12 protein-coding genes are annotated in these 14,919 nt (G+C 54.6%); 3 read left to right on the plus strand and 9 right to left on the minus strand.

Annotated elements, in window-relative coordinates; genetic code table 11:
* Positions 1 to 40: 40 nt before the first annotated feature.
* The 7 genes from ACFIO0_RS08250 to ACFIO0_RS08280 all read right to left on the minus strand — a co-directional run bounded on the left by ACFIO0_RS08250 (position 41) and on the right by ACFIO0_RS08280 (position 9,044).
* A complete protein-coding gene (locus ACFIO0_RS08250; protein ID WP_390914866.1) occupies positions 41 to 847 on the minus strand; it encodes a putative DNA-binding domain-containing protein in 807 nt (268 codons plus the stop codon).
* On the minus strand, positions 844 to 1,794 hold the full coding sequence (locus ACFIO0_RS08255) for a DUF692 family multinuclear iron-containing protein (RefSeq protein ID WP_390914867.1): 951 nt from the start codon (positions 1,792 to 1,794) through the stop codon (positions 844 to 846). The genes ACFIO0_RS08250 and ACFIO0_RS08255 overlap by 4 nt, the downstream gene beginning before the upstream one ends.
* Positions 1,791 to 2,492, minus strand: coding sequence for a hypothetical protein (locus ACFIO0_RS08260; protein ID WP_390914868.1), 702 nt, complete (start codon positions 2,490 to 2,492; stop codon positions 1,791 to 1,793). Before ACFIO0_RS08260 ends, ACFIO0_RS08255 begins: the two co-directional genes overlap by 4 nt.
* A 45-nt stretch (positions 2,493 to 2,537) precedes the next feature.
* Positions 2,538 to 4,091, minus strand: a complete 1,554-nt coding sequence (locus ACFIO0_RS08265) for a ferritin-like domain-containing protein (RefSeq protein ID WP_390914869.1) — start codon at positions 4,089 to 4,091, stop codon at positions 2,538 to 2,540.
* A gap of 71 nt (positions 4,092 to 4,162) precedes the next feature.
* Positions 4,163 to 5,149, minus strand: a complete 987-nt coding sequence (locus tag ACFIO0_RS08270) for a heme-binding protein (protein WP_390914870.1) — start codon at positions 5,147 to 5,149, stop codon at positions 4,163 to 4,165.
* A 181-nt stretch (positions 5,150 to 5,330) separates the two neighbouring features.
* Positions 5,331 to 7,211 (minus strand): thiamine pyrophosphate-binding protein, encoded by a 1,881-nt coding sequence (locus tag ACFIO0_RS08275; RefSeq protein WP_390914871.1) that lies wholly within the window; start codon positions 7,209 to 7,211, stop codon positions 5,331 to 5,333.
* 45 nt (positions 7,212 to 7,256) lie between these two features.
* On the minus strand, positions 7,257 to 9,044 hold the full coding sequence (locus ACFIO0_RS08280; RefSeq protein WP_390914872.1) for an FAD-dependent oxidoreductase: 1,788 nt from the start codon (positions 9,042 to 9,044) through the stop codon (positions 7,257 to 7,259).
* Between the two features lie 389 nt (positions 9,045 to 9,433).
* Between ACFIO0_RS08280 and ACFIO0_RS08285 the strand changes: the two genes are divergently transcribed.
* Positions 9,434 to 10,603, plus strand: coding sequence for a 2Fe-2S iron-sulfur cluster-binding protein (locus ACFIO0_RS08285; RefSeq protein ID WP_390914873.1), 1,170 nt, complete (start codon positions 9,434 to 9,436; stop codon positions 10,601 to 10,603).
* Positions 10,600 to 12,867 (plus strand): mechanosensitive ion channel domain-containing protein, encoded by a 2,268-nt coding sequence (locus ACFIO0_RS08290; RefSeq protein WP_390914874.1) that lies wholly within the window; start codon positions 10,600 to 10,602, stop codon positions 12,865 to 12,867. The genes ACFIO0_RS08285 and ACFIO0_RS08290 overlap by 4 nt, the downstream gene beginning before the upstream one ends.
* Positions 12,868 to 12,892: 25 nt before the next feature.
* On the opposite strand, the gene ACFIO0_RS08295 is transcribed toward ACFIO0_RS08290, so the two are convergent.
* The gene (locus ACFIO0_RS08295) at positions 12,893 to 13,486 is read right to left on the minus strand and encodes a response regulator (protein WP_390914875.1); all 594 of its coding nucleotides are present in this window, start codon (positions 13,484 to 13,486) and stop codon (positions 12,893 to 12,895) included.
* A 243-nt stretch (positions 13,487 to 13,729) separates the two neighbouring features.
* Positions 13,730 to 14,551 (minus strand): isocitrate lyase/phosphoenolpyruvate mutase family protein, encoded by an 822-nt coding sequence (locus ACFIO0_RS08300; protein ID WP_390914876.1) that lies wholly within the window; start codon positions 14,549 to 14,551, stop codon positions 13,730 to 13,732.
* Between the two features lie 171 nt (positions 14,552 to 14,722).
* On the opposite strand from ACFIO0_RS08300, the gene ACFIO0_RS08305 reads away from it, so the two are divergent.
* A complete protein-coding gene (locus ACFIO0_RS08305) occupies positions 14,723 to 14,905 on the plus strand; it encodes a hypothetical protein (RefSeq protein WP_390914877.1) in 183 nt (60 codons plus the stop codon).
* Positions 14,906 to 14,919 lie beyond the last annotated feature (14 nt).

The raw sequence follows: 14,919 nt of genomic DNA on the forward strand, positions 1-14,919 counted from the left end.
GTTGCGTTTTGGTCGCGCCACGCAACGCAGCCATCGCAAGTCACGCGACGACGAACATTCCCGCCTTGATCCAAACATCTCGGGTGCCGCCTTGGGTTTCCCACGCTGCCCGCACCTGTTCACGCGGCGTGCCAGTGTGCGTCGCAAGGGTCGAAAGGGACGTGTCAATAGAATGCCCCTCGTGCAGGGTTTGCAAAAACAGATGCTGCGCAGCACTGATCGGAATCGTTTGCGTCAAGTAGTTTTTGCGCACCAACGCGACATGCATCGCATCCAAGGGCGGCAGCGACGCAGGCCGTTCTGCGCGCACGTCGTGGTAATACATAGCCACTGGAAAACGATAGCTGCCAAGCGACACCGCAGGCTGCAACCGCAACGCCGCATCCGGTGTTTGCAGTGTCGCATAGCCGGTCGTTTCTGCACCGGGTGCGTCAAACATTACAAACACTTGCCGTTCGAACCGGGCCAGATCGACCACAAAGTCGATCCACGTTTCGCGCGCATCCGCGCTGTCAGGTCGGTTAGATTGCAAAAATGCGGGGAAACGGCGCCCAAGGTCGTACAGCGTGTAGCTTTCTGGTGGGGCCGCAACGATGTATTCAGCAACAAAATCGTCAAACAACCCCTGCCCCAATGCGTGACACAAGGCGGGAAATTGATCGCGCATACACGAGACAATGCGCAGGAAAAAGCTGCGTTGATAAACGGCCAAACCGTCTGCACCTGAGAACCGAGGGTGCGATGTCAGCATGGCGTTTGCTTGGTTTTTTGGAACACCGGACGGCGCATGCAGCGCGTTTTGCATCCAGGATTGCAATTGTGAAAGGGTAAAAGACGTCTCGCTCACGTGGTTTCCATGACCACAGATTGCATAACGCTCGGCACCAAATGATCGACCGGATTTGACACGTTCGCCTGCCCGACATCGCCGCTCATGTTGATCATCGAGGGGTCAAACGTGCCTTTCATATAGGCCTTGGCCTTCAGTAACTCTGCGTGGCAATCCTCAAAGCTTGGGATATTTCCATCCCACTCCAGTAACGTCGAGGCACCACCGGTACGCGCCCACGCCAAGCGGTAAAGTTCCCAAACATCGGGCCGCACCGGTTGATCGTGCGTGTCGATAATATGCGTGCCGCAGTGTTGATGGCCCGCCAGGTGCATTTGCACCACACGGTCACACGGAAATTTGTCAATGTATGCAACAGGATCGGTGCCTGCATTAAAGCAACTGACGTAAACATTGTTCACGTCTAACAGCAGCCCACAGCCCGTTTCGTCCGTCAGCGCACGCAGAAAATCTGGTTCGTCCAGAGTGTCTTGGGCAAAGGTAATGTAGGTGCTAGGGTTTTCCAAAATCAGCGGTCGTTCCAGGAAATCCTGAACCTGGCGCACGCGATTTGCGACATGCGCCAGCGTTTCTTCGGTCAATGGCACGGGTAACAGATCGTGCGAATTCAACCCCATCACGCCTGTCCAACACAAATGATCACTGATCCACGCAGGATTAACTTCAGCCGCTAAATCTTTAAGTTTACGAAGGTATCCAAAATCCAACGGGTCCGTGCTGCCAATCGACATCGACACGCCGTGCAAAACGACGCGGTACCGTTCCGCAACTTCGCGCATCACTTGGCGCGGTTGGCCGCCAGAATCCATGAAGTTTTCAGAGATCGCCTCGAACCAGTCAACCTCTGGCCAATGAGTGCGAATATGTTCGAAATGAACATTGCGCAGACCCAGCCCAAGACCAAGCTTGGGCAAGGTTGCAAGCGTATCTTGAGACAGGGTCAACCGCAGCCGCCCGCACCGGAAAGGCCGCTGGCACCACAGGACGTCATGTTGCCGCGGTGAGTGTTGTCGTCAGAAATCCACAAATATGTCGGGCCAGTTTGCGCAAAAATTTCAGGCACGGCGCCCAGTTTCTCCGGCAGTTTCAGATCGGCAGGAACCTTGCCCGCCTGCTGTTTTGCCAACAGCTCTGTGCGCAGCGCGGGCCAGCGTTCTTTCTTGAACACTTCGCGCGCGCGCAACCAGACTGATTTGCCCTTGTTAGGGCCGTTTGTGCTGAAGCGTTCCGCGTTGATAGGCGTCGCGCATGACCCAAGCGAGCGGCAATCGTTTGTGCCCGGCTTGTCCATTTCCTCGCCCGTGCCGTACAACCCGCACCCGCCCTGATCGGCGCAGTTGTTTTGTACGTGGCAGGTGTGGTCGTTGCTGGTCGCGCAATATCCCTGCCCCGCGCAATCGTTTGGTCCACGCCCGTCAATTGGTCCGTTCAGCCCGTAGCGATCTGCCCCCGCGCAGGCATTTAACCCCATGCACGCGTGCAGTGGCACACCCGCAGGCACGACGCCCAAGTCTGGCATTTTGCCAGCCGCACGTTTTTGCGCGATCTGTGCTTCGGTCAAAAATACCGGCACCGTTGGCTTATCAAACGGGTTCGGATTTGGAACCGGCGTTCCGATGGTTGGTTTTGGTTTGTCAGTCATTCTCACACCTCGTGTGCTCGTGTTTATTCAAAAGGAAATCGGCGTTCATTGCCAGTAGGCAGACACATCCGGCAGGTGCATCGAATGCACTTTGCCATCTGGTGTCGTGTCCGCGGCGCAAATCGCGGTCTTCACGATGCTGGCGGTGTAGCTGTCTTGGCCAAAGGCGTTCATCACCTTTTCGCCCAATCGAACCAGCGTGCCGAACGCCTGATCCCGTGGTCCCAGATCGAAATTTTCGAACGTCGGAGCCAGAAACTGCGGCGGGTTTGCGCCGTTGTCTAGCTGCATGCCACGCATGTTCAAAATCAGTTTGTCCAGCACCCAAATCATCGAGCGATGCAGGCCCTCGTTAAAGAACTTGCGTTGGATTTTTGAATCGGGCGGCAGTTTGTACATCGTTTCCGTCATGATAAACATGTACGAAAACAGGCCATTACAGAAATCAGACAAGATCGCTTGGTTTTCATCCGTGTACTCCGCAGTCTTTGGATTGTCAGGGAAGTTAACCAAGAAAGGGTTCAGATCATCTTGGGTTATCGTCGGCTGAACCTGCGCGGGTGGCTGAGGGAACTGCGCCAGTTTTTCAACGTGGAACGCGTATTGCTCGAATTGCGCTTGCAAGGTCAGGAACTTGAAATAGTGTGATTCCTCTTCGCCAGATTGATCGTCTGTCTGGCCGTCTTCACCGCCCGCTGGCGCAAACCCTTCACCTTGATCACAGATCGTGTCAATCGCAATCATCGCCTGGATTTTGCTCGAAACCGAGATCAACGGCGTCGCCTCGATGTCTCCGATTGACGCGGCAAAGCTGTCTTCGGCATTTGGGAAAATCGCAACCGCCGACGCTGTGGGCGCATCATTCGCCTTGGCCCATTTTGGATCATTGGCAGGTGACGCAGGTTTCCACGGATCAAATTCCCCAGACGGGTACACCGTGTCGATGTTGTTGGGCGAATAGTTAAAATGCTGGATTTGGTTCGCAGCATTCCCCTGTTTAAAATCGTCATCCGTGATCCAATCGGAACAAATCAAGCAACGAATGTAGGAATAAAATTGCCCGATGCTGTCCCAATCGCGATCTTGAGGCACCGCATCAAAAGTTTCGGGGTATTCGATCTGCAAAAAGTGCCACAGCTGATCGTAGGTCAGTTTGGACAACGGAATTTGCACATCCGTTTGACCATGCGGACCGGGGGGACCAACGGGGTTGTGATACGGCAGACCCGTCGGGTACGGGCCTGGTGCCTTCATGTATAAAATCGGGTCCTGCCCCAATGAATACAGGATATTAGAGGATAGCGACATGTGCAGCATTTCCTCGACCGCAACGGACATAATCGTGCCAGCGGCCTTGTTCGCGTACAGGTCCATCGGGCGGATATTGTTGCCCGTCTTTTGCGTACGCACCAGCGAGTAATAGGTGAACAAATAGATCGGAATGGTCGCCAGCTCGATCTCGACTGCGGTCTGTAAATCCGATTTCAAGCGCGTGATCGCCTTGTCGCGGTTCCAAGTTGTGTTGATCTGGTCAACCAGTGTTTTTTCCGCAGCCGTTAGCTTGGTCACCGGATCTGCGTCTACACATTGCGTGCTCATGAATAATTTTCCTTCCCCGTAGAATAGACAATTTGGGGCCCCTTCGCGCATCCAAAGGGGCCGATTTTGAATTACATCTTGGTCAGTGTGTTCGTGGTGATGTGCGGGAAGCTGACCAGACCGGCACCCGTAATCGGGATGTCCATGTAAATCGTCTGGCTGTATTGCAGCTGTGTGAAATCGGACGAGCCGCCAAACGCCTCTAACCAATAGCTCGCCTCGTACTGGGTGACATTCGCCCATTTCTGTTCAAATTCAATGTTCGAGACAGGGTGTTTCGACGTCTTGGTGTCCACATTCAGCTGGATAAAGCTGGTGGCGGGCACGGCTGCAATCGCATCGATTAGCGGCTGGTTTGGATTGTTGGTAAAGGCCACGTTCGGGTTCTGATAATTGGCGGCCGTGTTGGCTTGGGTCGTGTACAGCGACGTGTCGACGCCTTTTGGCAACACCGGGGCCGAGGCCGGAATGACCGGCGATCCTGCCGTTGGGGTTACGCCGCCTGTGCCGTTCAAGGCCACATTCCCAGCGGCCAAAATCGAGTTCCCGTGCGGCACTGAGATTTGTTTGACCAGATTGAAAGGCTGCGTGGGCGGCGTAGAGTTGGGCAGAGGCGTGGACCCGTACGGCCCTGCAAACTGTTGACGATCGCTCAGAAACAACCACGATCCGTTTTCTGCGTGCACCAGACTGTCTTTGCCCGGCCCTTCAGCGAAATACACACGTTGCTCGTAAAACAGAGTATTTGCGACCTGAGTGCCGGTGCCGCCGCGATTGGGCGCGCTGCCGTGAATGGCGCTAAAGGTGATCTCTTCGTAGTAGCTGAAGTTCTTCAGAATGTAGCCCGCCGGCGCCATGTTGCCTTGCGGCAACGGCATCACGTTGTACGAATACGGGCTGGTCGGGCCACCCAAACCGGTGACAGGATTGTTTTTGTTGGTCCACGTGCCAACCAAATGTTCGATGGGCCCCAGCGACGTTGTGGGCGTGCCGGGGTTGGATTGGGCAGGTTCGTTGATCAAGCTGGCGGGAAACGTCGGAGCGACAGTGCTGCTCATGTAAAAATCCTTAAGTGCTGGCCAAAAACGGCGTGGCGAAATCGATCGAGTAAAATAAAGCGAAGCTGTGAAGCGTAAAATATGTGTGTGATGCTAAGTTGGCATTGAGCACAAAACAACAGTTTTTTTCGCGACATGCGGGAAATTTCTTGCCCTGCGGTTTGACAGGGCAAGACGTGGTTCAATCCGAACAATTCAGACGCCATAAAGTGTTATCAGGCAGATCTTTTTCCGGAATGCGCACAGCCACCAACGTGAATGTCGGCGCACCTGTGACTGGTCCGTCGGGGGTGTTTTGCACCTCTTTCAAAACCGCCGTAAGGTCGGCGTTGGTTTCGACTTTGTAACCTTTGCCGCCGAACCCTTCGGCCAGTTTGACGTAGTCCCAAATGTGGCCCTGCGGTACTTTTGTGATGCTCGAGAAATGCGGCGGCGGCGCGCCAACGCAATAGACATCTGCATTGATCAGCCATTGCTCAACCGCCATCACGCGGTTGTCCATGACAAAGACCACGCCGCCTTGGTGCAACTGCGCCATGGTGCCAAGTGCTTGAATCGTCTCGGCAAATGCTGTGTCACCCGTCACGGTGATCGTACGGCGCGGAGTATCGAGCGTGCTTTGCGCCAAGGCGACACCGGGCGTTGCCCCCACGCCGTAGCCAATTGCCGCCCACGCCAGTTGCGCGATGTAGCCGCGCGCCGCCGCTTTGACATTCAGCAACGCGACAAACGAAAATCCTGAATCTGCAACAATCTGCGGGTAGTTTTGCTCGTCAAATGTCTCAAGAAAATCATGCACGAGACGGGATTTGAAACTGTCCCACGTGATGCCTTTGTCGTCATCGCAGGCTTGGGGAACCGGAATATCCCACGGTGTGCCGCTGGCCAATCCGGGGAACGGCGCGTTGGCCAACGCCTCCGATTGCAGCGCTGAAATCATCGTATCAAGCAGCGGTTCCAGATCGACATTGCCCCAATACGCGAGCTGCCTGCCAACCAAAACCGCACCGTTGCGTGCTTGGATATGGGTCGGGCCAGGCAGGTGGCTGGCGGTCTCAGGATTGTAGTCAGGCGTCACAATTCCGAGGTAGTTAAAATCGGTGTCCTGCACACCCAACGCCACGACGCAGTCCGCCTCTTTCAGCAAATCCTGAAGGTTCTTTTGACTGCTCAGGCCCAGAAACGTACCAGCAAATCGCACGTCCGCGCGAAATTCCGACAGCACGCTTTTGCCCAAACCACTGGCCGCGTACGGCGCATCCGCAAGCTTTAGCAAGGTTGCGAATTTTTCCTCAAGGTTAAAGCGTGACACTTCTGAACCACCCATAAACACCAGCCGTTTGGCCGCCCGCATGTGGGCCACAATCGCTGATGCTGCATTGGCCAACGCCTTTTGATCCGGCGGTAATTTTGCAGGCACCAAAGGTGTTTTTGGCACTTTGATGCACGGCATGTCCGGCACCAGATTGACCAGTTCGATGTAGACGGGTTTGCTTTGCGTGATGCAGGCGCGCAGGGCTGCGTCGATCAGATCAGGGGCCGAGGCCGGATTGTCGATACGCACAGCCAAAGCTGTGACTTCGCGGAAAATCCGCAGATCCGATTGCGACCCATCCAGCATGTGGTGGTACAGCACACCTTGGTCACGCTGCGAATTATACTGCGCGATCGACGGGCTGCCGTTGATCACCACCAGCGGGACGTTTTCGACAAACGCACCCCCGACAGCTTGGGCCGCGTTGATCGCTCCGACGCCGTAGGTGAACGCAACACAGCCCACCGTGCTGGGCGTTGCGCGCCCATACCCGTCAGCGGCGTAGGTTGCGGTCATTTCGTTGTTGGGATGCACCCGCACAAGGCCTGCGTTCTTGCGCGGATCATCAAGCGTTTCGACCCAATCAGCGATGTAATCTCCGGGAATGGCAAACACGTGCCCGACCCCGATTTCGGCCAGTCGCTTGTTCAGATACGTGCCAACAGTTTCACCAATCAGGTGGTTGGCATGGGGGTTTTCGTCATGATGGGCATTCTGCCGAGGCGTGCTGTAATAGTGATTGCGCATGGTAATTCTCCTTTGCAAACATGGGAATAGAGCTGAAAGGCAGGCTTAGTAGCCCCACAATCCAACACGACGATGTCCACGTTTTGCCTCGGGTCCAACAGCCGCTTTGGCGGTTGTGACTGGCGTGCACGGATCCTGAGGCAGCGGGTTAATTCCAACTGTCGCAAGCACGTTATTGACCGAACGCAGTGATCCATTGACCCACCCGTGCATGTCAGAAATCGATTCATTACAGAAATGCAAACTGTCACGAGGGGCTGCAAGATAAGTGCGCACAGCACTGTCTTCGACGTTCAAGCGCCACTGGTGATAGGCAAATTCAAAGTCCTCTTGCCCGTCCCACAACCGGTAGCTGGTCAGAACTGGCGTCGGCACGTAGGTCACGCCAAACAGCTTGCCGATTTGTTCACGGGCCTGATCAACAACCGCTTGGGACGCGCCAAACAGCGTTTGCGGCACTTTGGCGTTCTGCGTGTCTTGCATTTCGGACGAGAACATCGGGCCGATATTTTGCAAGCCGTGCCAAAAATTGGTGTTGTTGAAATCGCAATAGATCGTCAGTGCCGCCGCCGCATCGCCGCGAATGTCAGGGCTGGATTGGTCGTCTGCACTGTCGCAGCGTGCGACGCGATCTTTTTCGGGCAACGCATAAAACGGATAGATCGAATTGATTGGCAATCCGGTAAAGCTTGGCCCAAATTGAACGGGCGGGCGCTGGGACAGGCCGTTTTCCCACCACGGGCTGTCAAAATACAGATTGATTTTCATCAACTTCATCCCCAGCGAAGAATGAATGTTGTCCCACAGTTTTTGGGCGTCGGGCGCGGCGCGCAAGGCCGGCGATTGCATAAACAAATCCTCCATTCCCTTGGTGGCGGCCGCGATTACCAAGCGATCTGCGCGAACGGATTTGGCCGTGCCGCCCGCGATCACGGGCGAGGCGTTCAGCTGATCAGGGGCTTGCGTCATCGACAAACGATACCCTTTGCCATCATCGATTTGATCCACATTCGTCGACAGCATGATGTCGACATTGCCGCCGTGGTCTTTCTCCAGACGCTTAACAACAGTGTTTGGCAGCGTGCTAAACCCTTTGGCAAAGGTGAAATACTGCGGATCAATCGGAAAATCCGCAAGAATCTGCAACGCGTCGCCTGCGTTCGCCATCGATTTAAACGGACCGGCAAAACCAATGGTTTCGGTCAGCATCTGGATACATTCTTCGGAATAACCCATGTCGCGCAGCAAACCCCACAACTGCCACTGGTTCAGGGTTTTGCCCTTCCACGTCACGACTTCGCGCACTTTGGTCCAGAATTCCGGCGGCTCGCCTGCTTTTTGGGTGATGCCGTTTTCGGTCAGGATCGTGTCAAAAGCGACGGTGACGATCTGGCTGGGGCTCAGGCCCTGCTCTTGGGTTTTCAGATCGTAAAGTTCGCTCCAGATCATGTTGTCAGACTCGACAGCATCCGCGACCGTGAAATTGTGACCGCGCAAGAAATAGCGGTTGGTGTCGTCCGCGCTGCCCATCGGGAAATCAACAATTTCGTCGCACAGCCCCATCGCTTTGATAAGGTTCATCAGCTCGTGCATGCCGTAGTTAAAACGCATGCCGCCTTCTTCTTCGCGCACCTGCACGCCGCCTTTGAAATCGATAATGTCTGTGTCCAGACGACCACCGGTGCGGTTCAGCCGTTCAACAATTGCGACCTTTAGCGACGGGTCGTTGTCCAGCAATCGCCATGCACAATAGAGCCCCGAAATACCGGCACCGATGATGGCGACGTCATAACTTGCCGCGTCCTGAATGTCTGAAAATGAAAGTGTGGACATCAAAAGTCTCCTGAAAAATGCTTTGACTTAAATGGGTGCCCGGATGAACGGGCGTCGCAAAATAGTCGGTGCTGCGCGCAAAATAGCACGCCGCAACGGGTGTAAGTGGTGTCAATTCACGCAGGTCGTTTGAGGTAGAGAGCGGCTGAACAAAATTGCAGCCAGAAAACAATAGAATGATAGCGTGAAAAATGGTCGATTGTTCAAAATGAATGCATCAACCCTAGGTTTAATTTTTTGACTTGGCAAGGGGGCAAAAACACGATTCTTGCACAAAAGCGCGACGGTTTGAATGTCACGCGCTGCGTGTTTGCGCACACAATTGGGTTGCGTCGCAAGGCCGGATTGTCGAGTGTCGCACAGGGACAAACGCTGGGGGGCGCATGAACATGCAAACGACACAGACAAAGGGTGCAGGCTACAATGCGGGTCTGATCATTCGCGCCGCACGCATCACGTCGGGGCTGTATTTGTTGGCGTATGTTACCAGTCACCTGATCAATCTCAGCCTTGGTCTTATTTCGATCCAAGCGATGGATATTGCACGACCTTATTTGACCGGAACATGGACAGGCCCGGTCATGGGGCAATTGTTGTCGCTGTCGTTGCTTGTCCATTTTGCACTAGGATTGTGGGCAATTTACAAGCGCCCGACCCTACGCACGAGCCTGCAGGACGGTGTGCAATTGGTCACCGGTCTGCTGGTCGTTCCGCTGTTGGCCACACATGCCATCGGGATTTCGATGCTGGATGGTTTTGGCGTCGATTTCAGTTTCAATCAAACAATTCGGCTGTTCTGGCTCAGCCAACCGACGTTGGGTTTGGTGCAGGTGGTAATGCTTGCGGTTGTTTGGGTGCATGGCTGTGCAGGTCTGTTCACGTGGCTTCGGTCCAAGGAAAATGCACGCAACATATTGGGCTGGCTGTATCCGCTGGCAGTGGCCGTTCCGGTTGTTGCCCTGCTCGGATACGCCGAAGCCGGTCGTGCGGTGCTGACCCAAGCCGAGGCACCAAAGGTAGAACAAGCTTACGAGGTACCGCGTCAAACGACAGAAAACCAACAGGCAGCTTATACCGCGACGCCCGCTCCTGTCGTGGATTATGCGCTGATCAAACAGGTCACAAGAACCGTCATTTGGGGGTCAATCGTTCTGGGCATCCTGACAGTTTTGGCGCGCTGGGTGCGTGTGTCTGTGATCAAATCAGAGCGGGTCAGTTTGATCCGCGACGGCGTTGGACCGATGCCTTCCACCTCTGCTCTGACGATGCTCGACGGGTTTCGCCAGAACGACCAATCGCACGCCAGCCTATGCGAAGGACGGGGGCGTTGCGGCACCTGCGCTGTGCGGATCCTGCAATCGGAATTCCCGCTGCCGCCGCCATCCCCCCTCGAAGCGCGCACATTGCTACGGATCAATGCGCCCGAAAATGCGCGGCTGGCCTGTCAGGTGATGCCGGCGGGCGGGCGAGTAGAAACTGCGCCGATGTATCCAGCTGACTACAGTTTTCACGACGACAAACCCGTTCTGCCCGACCCTGCGTTCGAGGTGCCAACATGATCGGTCTGCTCAAGCGCCTTTCGCTGATTTTGATGCTTTGCGTGCCCACACAGGTTTGGGCTCAGGACGCTGCTGTTGGTGATATCGACGCGCCGTCTTCAAACGATCTGCACGAATTTACCCGGCTGTTGGCGGATCAACGCATTCAAACCTGGATCCAAGATCAAGCCGACGATGTTGACGCTGAAAGCGAAACCAAAACAATTTCAGTGCGCGAGCAATTCGAAGTCTTTGCCGCAAAAACCGGACAGCGGGTGCAGGATTTGGGGGCCGCTTGGGCAGCAGCAGGGCATGCGCCGACAATGATTTCCGAGCGCTGGCAAGAACAGGTCACGCCAAATCGCAAAGTGCGCAGCCTGACATTTGTGATGATCTTTTTGTTCCTTGGTGCCGGGCTCGAATGGCTGCTGCGGCAATACACCAATCCGATCCGCAAACGGCTTGAGCATGGTGAATTCGAAACCCTATCGCAACGTGTCTTGGCAGCCTTTTCGCGGGCGGCATTGTCGCTGTCGGCCTTGATGGTTTTTGCAATTGGTAGCATCGGTGCTTTTGGCGCGTTTGACTGGCCGCCGTTGCTTTATTCCATGATCCTCAATGCGCTGGCGACGATAGTTGCCATCCGCGTTTTTGGAACCGTGCTTGTGTTGTTTCTCGCCCCTTATGTCCCCGCCCTTCGGTTGGTGCCGATTGAAACACCGTTGGCGCGCGGCATCGGGCGGACATTGTTCAGTCTGGCTGCATTGTTCATAGCTTACATCGCGCTGATCGATGTTTTCGAACGCCTCGCCAACCCTGAGTTTGGGGCCGCGCAAACTCCGGACGTCTTGGCGATGTCCGTGGGTTTTGGATTGGTCTGTCTGGCGGCAACATTGATTGCGATTGCGATCTGTTTTCGAATGGTGAAACGCCAGCATGGGCAGGCGTCGCGCAGCCACGGGCGTTGGTGTGCCTACATCAGTTTTTTAGCCTGCATCACGTTTGTGCTGTGGCTGTTTGATATGAAAATCGTGATGTGGAATGTCGCGCTGGTTGGCGGATTGATCCCCGTTCTGCGCTTGCTCGGCATTTGGGTGGATGCGGCTTTTGATCGTGCCATCGCCGATTTTCTGGCCAAAGTCGAAGCTGATCCAGTTCCCCTACCCGATGCGACCATTGAGGATGCTGCTGAACACATCACCCTGATTGATGAGGACGAACCAGAAGTGATCGAAATCATCGACCCGTACGAAACCTACCGCCCGATTGCGCAACGACTTGCACGGTTTGCAGCAATTGTTTGCGTCGGAATGTTGCTGGCCTTGATTTGGAATCTCGGGATTTTTGTGACCACTGACAGCCCAAATATTGCGCAACAGGTGTTTCGCGTATTGCTGGACAGTGCCGCCGCGTTACTGATTGCTGATCTTGTTTGGGTTTGGGCCAAGACCGCAATTGATCGTCGCCTTTCAGCCTATTCACCTCCGGTTGATGGATCAGCGCCCGGTCCCGAAGCCCGCATGGCGACACTGTTGCCGCTATTGCGCGTGGTGTTGATGGTCACGTTACTAGCCATCGTTATCATGTCGATTTTGTCGTCAGTTGGTGTCAACATCGCGCCGATTATTGCCGGCGCTTCGGTGTTAGGCATTGCCATTGGATTTGGCGCGCAATCACTGGTCAAAGACGTCGTGTCCGGGATTTTCTTTTTGATCGATGATGCGTTTCGCGTCGGTGAATATGTTGAAATTGATCAGCTGCGTGGCAACGTTGAGAAAATTTCGATCCGTTCTCTGCAAATTCGCCATCACCGCGGTGCCGTGCACACCCTGCCCTTTGGTGAGCTGAAATCGATGACCAACCATTCGCGTGATTGGGTGATTATGAAGCTTGAATTCCGCGTGCCGTTCGACACGGATTTACGGCTGGTCAAAAAGCTGATCAAGAAAGTTGGCGCGGAATTGAAAGCGAACGAAGTTTACGGCGACAGCATCCTGGAGACGTTAAAGTCGCAGGGCGTCCGGCGCATGGAAGAATTCAACATGGTTGTCGGCGTGAAATTCATGACGCGTCCGGGCGAACAATGGCTTGTGCGCCGTGATGCCTATCAGGGCGTGCGCGACATTTTTGATGCCAACGGAATTCGTATGGCCGAACGCAACGTGAAGGTCGAAATCGAAGGTGGCGACGATCTGACCCCGGATCAACGCCGCGCGGCATCAGCAGCAGCGCAGGAAGCCTCGCAAAATCAGCTCCCGCCCGGTCCAATTCCGGACGAGCCTTAAGGCTCGCCGTCAGCCGCCAATCACGTCAATTCTTAAAGACAAATTCATCTTCGCGCAGGAAACCCTCAAGAAAATGATCCGAATATTGCGGGCTGCTGACTGAAACACCGGTTGATGAAATCGAGTTGCGCAGCCCTTCGGACAATGCGGACTGAATCATATCACGCATACCACCGTCCTGAAGAGCAGTCTGAATCAAGTCCCGCATGTCTCGTGGGTCGGGGTTCAGCAGGTTTCGGCGCAGTTCAATTTGCTGCATCGCTTTCACGAAAACATCGTGGATCACCGCAGGCGACAAATCATCCTTTTGTAAAAAGTCACTGCAACCTTGGCGAAACGCGGATACGGCAACGTCTGTTTGGCTTTGCCCGGTCACCATGATCGTTGCCGCCTCTTTGTTCGCTTTGTGATCTTGGATCACTTTAAGCGCCTGCAACCCGTCCTCATCCGCCAAATGATAGTCGATCATGATCACATCAAAGGTGTTTTCATCCAGCTGATTGGCCATTTCAGTGATAGAACACACTTCTGCTACATCCAGTTGCAGTCCTGCTTTTTCTGTAAAACGTCTGATACGTTTGCGATCAAATGCATCATCGTCCAAAATCAATGTTTTCAAGGCATTAGGCTGCCTTCCAAAAATTGGCGTTCGCGTTTCTGCAACTTGTAACATGACTTAACCTCAAAATGGTTGATCCTACTTTCGATGAAGATAACGAAAAGCGGTTGACCATTGGTTAGCGCGTTCACGTTTTGTCCAATCGTATTCGTTCAATTTGCCATAAATAGACGGCGCCCTGCCTTTATCAAAAAAACAACCTTTATCAAAAAACAACGTTGGGATTTTCGTTTTTAAAAGAGATCAGAGTGGCTGATCTTTTAACAACAACGCTTCGATATCCGGCGTTGAGGCGGCCGTCAGGATGTCCGTAAAATCACCCTCAGACAAAATGGCGCGCGCCGCGTTGATTAGAGCCCCCGTGCTGACGCGTGCAAGGCCGGACCCAAGCGAAATCCGCGCCACCCCCATCGCTGCATATTCGACCCGTGTGGTTTTTGCAAAACGCCCCACTGCCAGCACGTTCACCGGTTTATCCGTGCAATCGATCAATCGCTGAACATCTTCCAGCGATGGTGGCATTGGCGCATACAGGCAGTCGGCCCCCGCCGCATCAAAGGCACGCAAGCGCCGCAGGGCCTCGTCTATGTTATAGACACCGTTCATCATGCCATCAGCGCGGGCCACCAAGACAAAATCATGTGGCAATGCGCGCGCCGCTGATACCGCGGCTTTGATCCGTTCAACCGCCAAGTCAAAGTCGTAAAACCCGCGATCCGACATGTCCGTGTCTTCGATTGAAACGCCTGCCAGCCCGATTTCAGCGGACAAGCGGATCGTTTCGGCAACGGTTTCAGGGTCAACACCGTAGCCGTTTTCGAAATCACCCGAAACCGGCAGATGGGTCGCGGCCACGATATCTTGGGCTTGCGCCATTGCCTCGTCCCGCGTGACATTGCCCATATCGGGGCGCCCCAGTGTGTAGGCGTGACCGTTCGATGTGGTGCCAATCGCTTCGGCCCCCAACGCAGTCAGAACCTTAGCGCTGCCGATATCGTGGGCATTTGCCAGTACAAACGGAGCGCCACGCCGGTGTAATGCGCGAAAAACCTCACCAATATGCATCTCAGGTCTCCTTTTGTTGCGCGGATTTCACCCACTGCGGCCCCGTTCCATACACTATTACCGAGCAGCACTGATCTGTCTAACACATCCTGAAATGACCCTGCGCGCGCCCTTTGTGCGCCGCATTTGCACGCGACGATACGCCCTCGAGCACAGTAAAAGAGGACCGCGATGCCAATCTTGCATGATCCAGAAAATCCGCGTCACGCGCGGCTGTTTGAACTGCTGCGGCAGAACGATGTGGTCGAAACCATGGCATCCCGTGTCCATGATTTTAACATCAGAAAAGTGAACCAAGACGAGATGGACGTGATCAAGCGTGTCGCGGCACGATCGATGCAGCGCGTGAACTAGAACCAGATTTTCAC

This window comes from Pseudosulfitobacter sp. SM2401, from assembly GCF_042932805.1.
Taxonomy (GTDB): Bacteria; Pseudomonadota; Alphaproteobacteria; order Rhodobacterales; family Rhodobacteraceae; genus Ascidiaceihabitans.

What these genes read in the sequence shown, in the direction of transcription:
- ACFIO0_RS08265 (WP_390914869.1), bottom strand. Translation starts at nt 4,091, where the DNA reads ATGAGCACGCAATGTGTAGACGCAGATCCGGTGACCAAGCTAACGGCT.
- ACFIO0_RS08300 (WP_390914876.1), bottom strand. Translation starts at nt 14,551, where the DNA reads ATGCATATTGGTGAGGTTTTTCGCGCATTACACCGGCGTGGCGCTCCG.
- ACFIO0_RS08275 (WP_390914871.1), bottom strand. Translation starts at nt 7,211, where the DNA reads ATGCGCAATCACTATTACAGCACGCCTCGGCAGAATGCCCATCATGAC.
- ACFIO0_RS08290 (WP_390914874.1), top strand. Translation starts at nt 10,600, where the DNA reads ATGATCGGTCTGCTCAAGCGCCTTTCGCTGATTTTGATGCTTTGCGTG.
- ACFIO0_RS08305 (WP_390914877.1), top strand. Translation starts at nt 14,723, where the DNA reads ATGCCAATCTTGCATGATCCAGAAAATCCGCGTCACGCGCGGCTGTTT.
- ACFIO0_RS08260 (WP_390914868.1), bottom strand. Translation starts at nt 2,492, where the DNA reads ATGACTGACAAACCAAAACCAACCATCGGAACGCCGGTTCCAAATCCG.
- ACFIO0_RS08280 (WP_390914872.1), bottom strand. Translation starts at nt 9,044, where the DNA reads ATGTCCACACTTTCATTTTCAGACATTCAGGACGCGGCAAGTTATGAC.
- ACFIO0_RS08270 (WP_390914870.1), bottom strand. Translation starts at nt 5,149, where the DNA reads ATGAGCAGCACTGTCGCTCCGACGTTTCCCGCCAGCTTGATCAACGAA.
- ACFIO0_RS08285 (WP_390914873.1), top strand. Translation starts at nt 9,434, where the DNA reads ATGCAAACGACACAGACAAAGGGTGCAGGCTACAATGCGGGTCTGATC.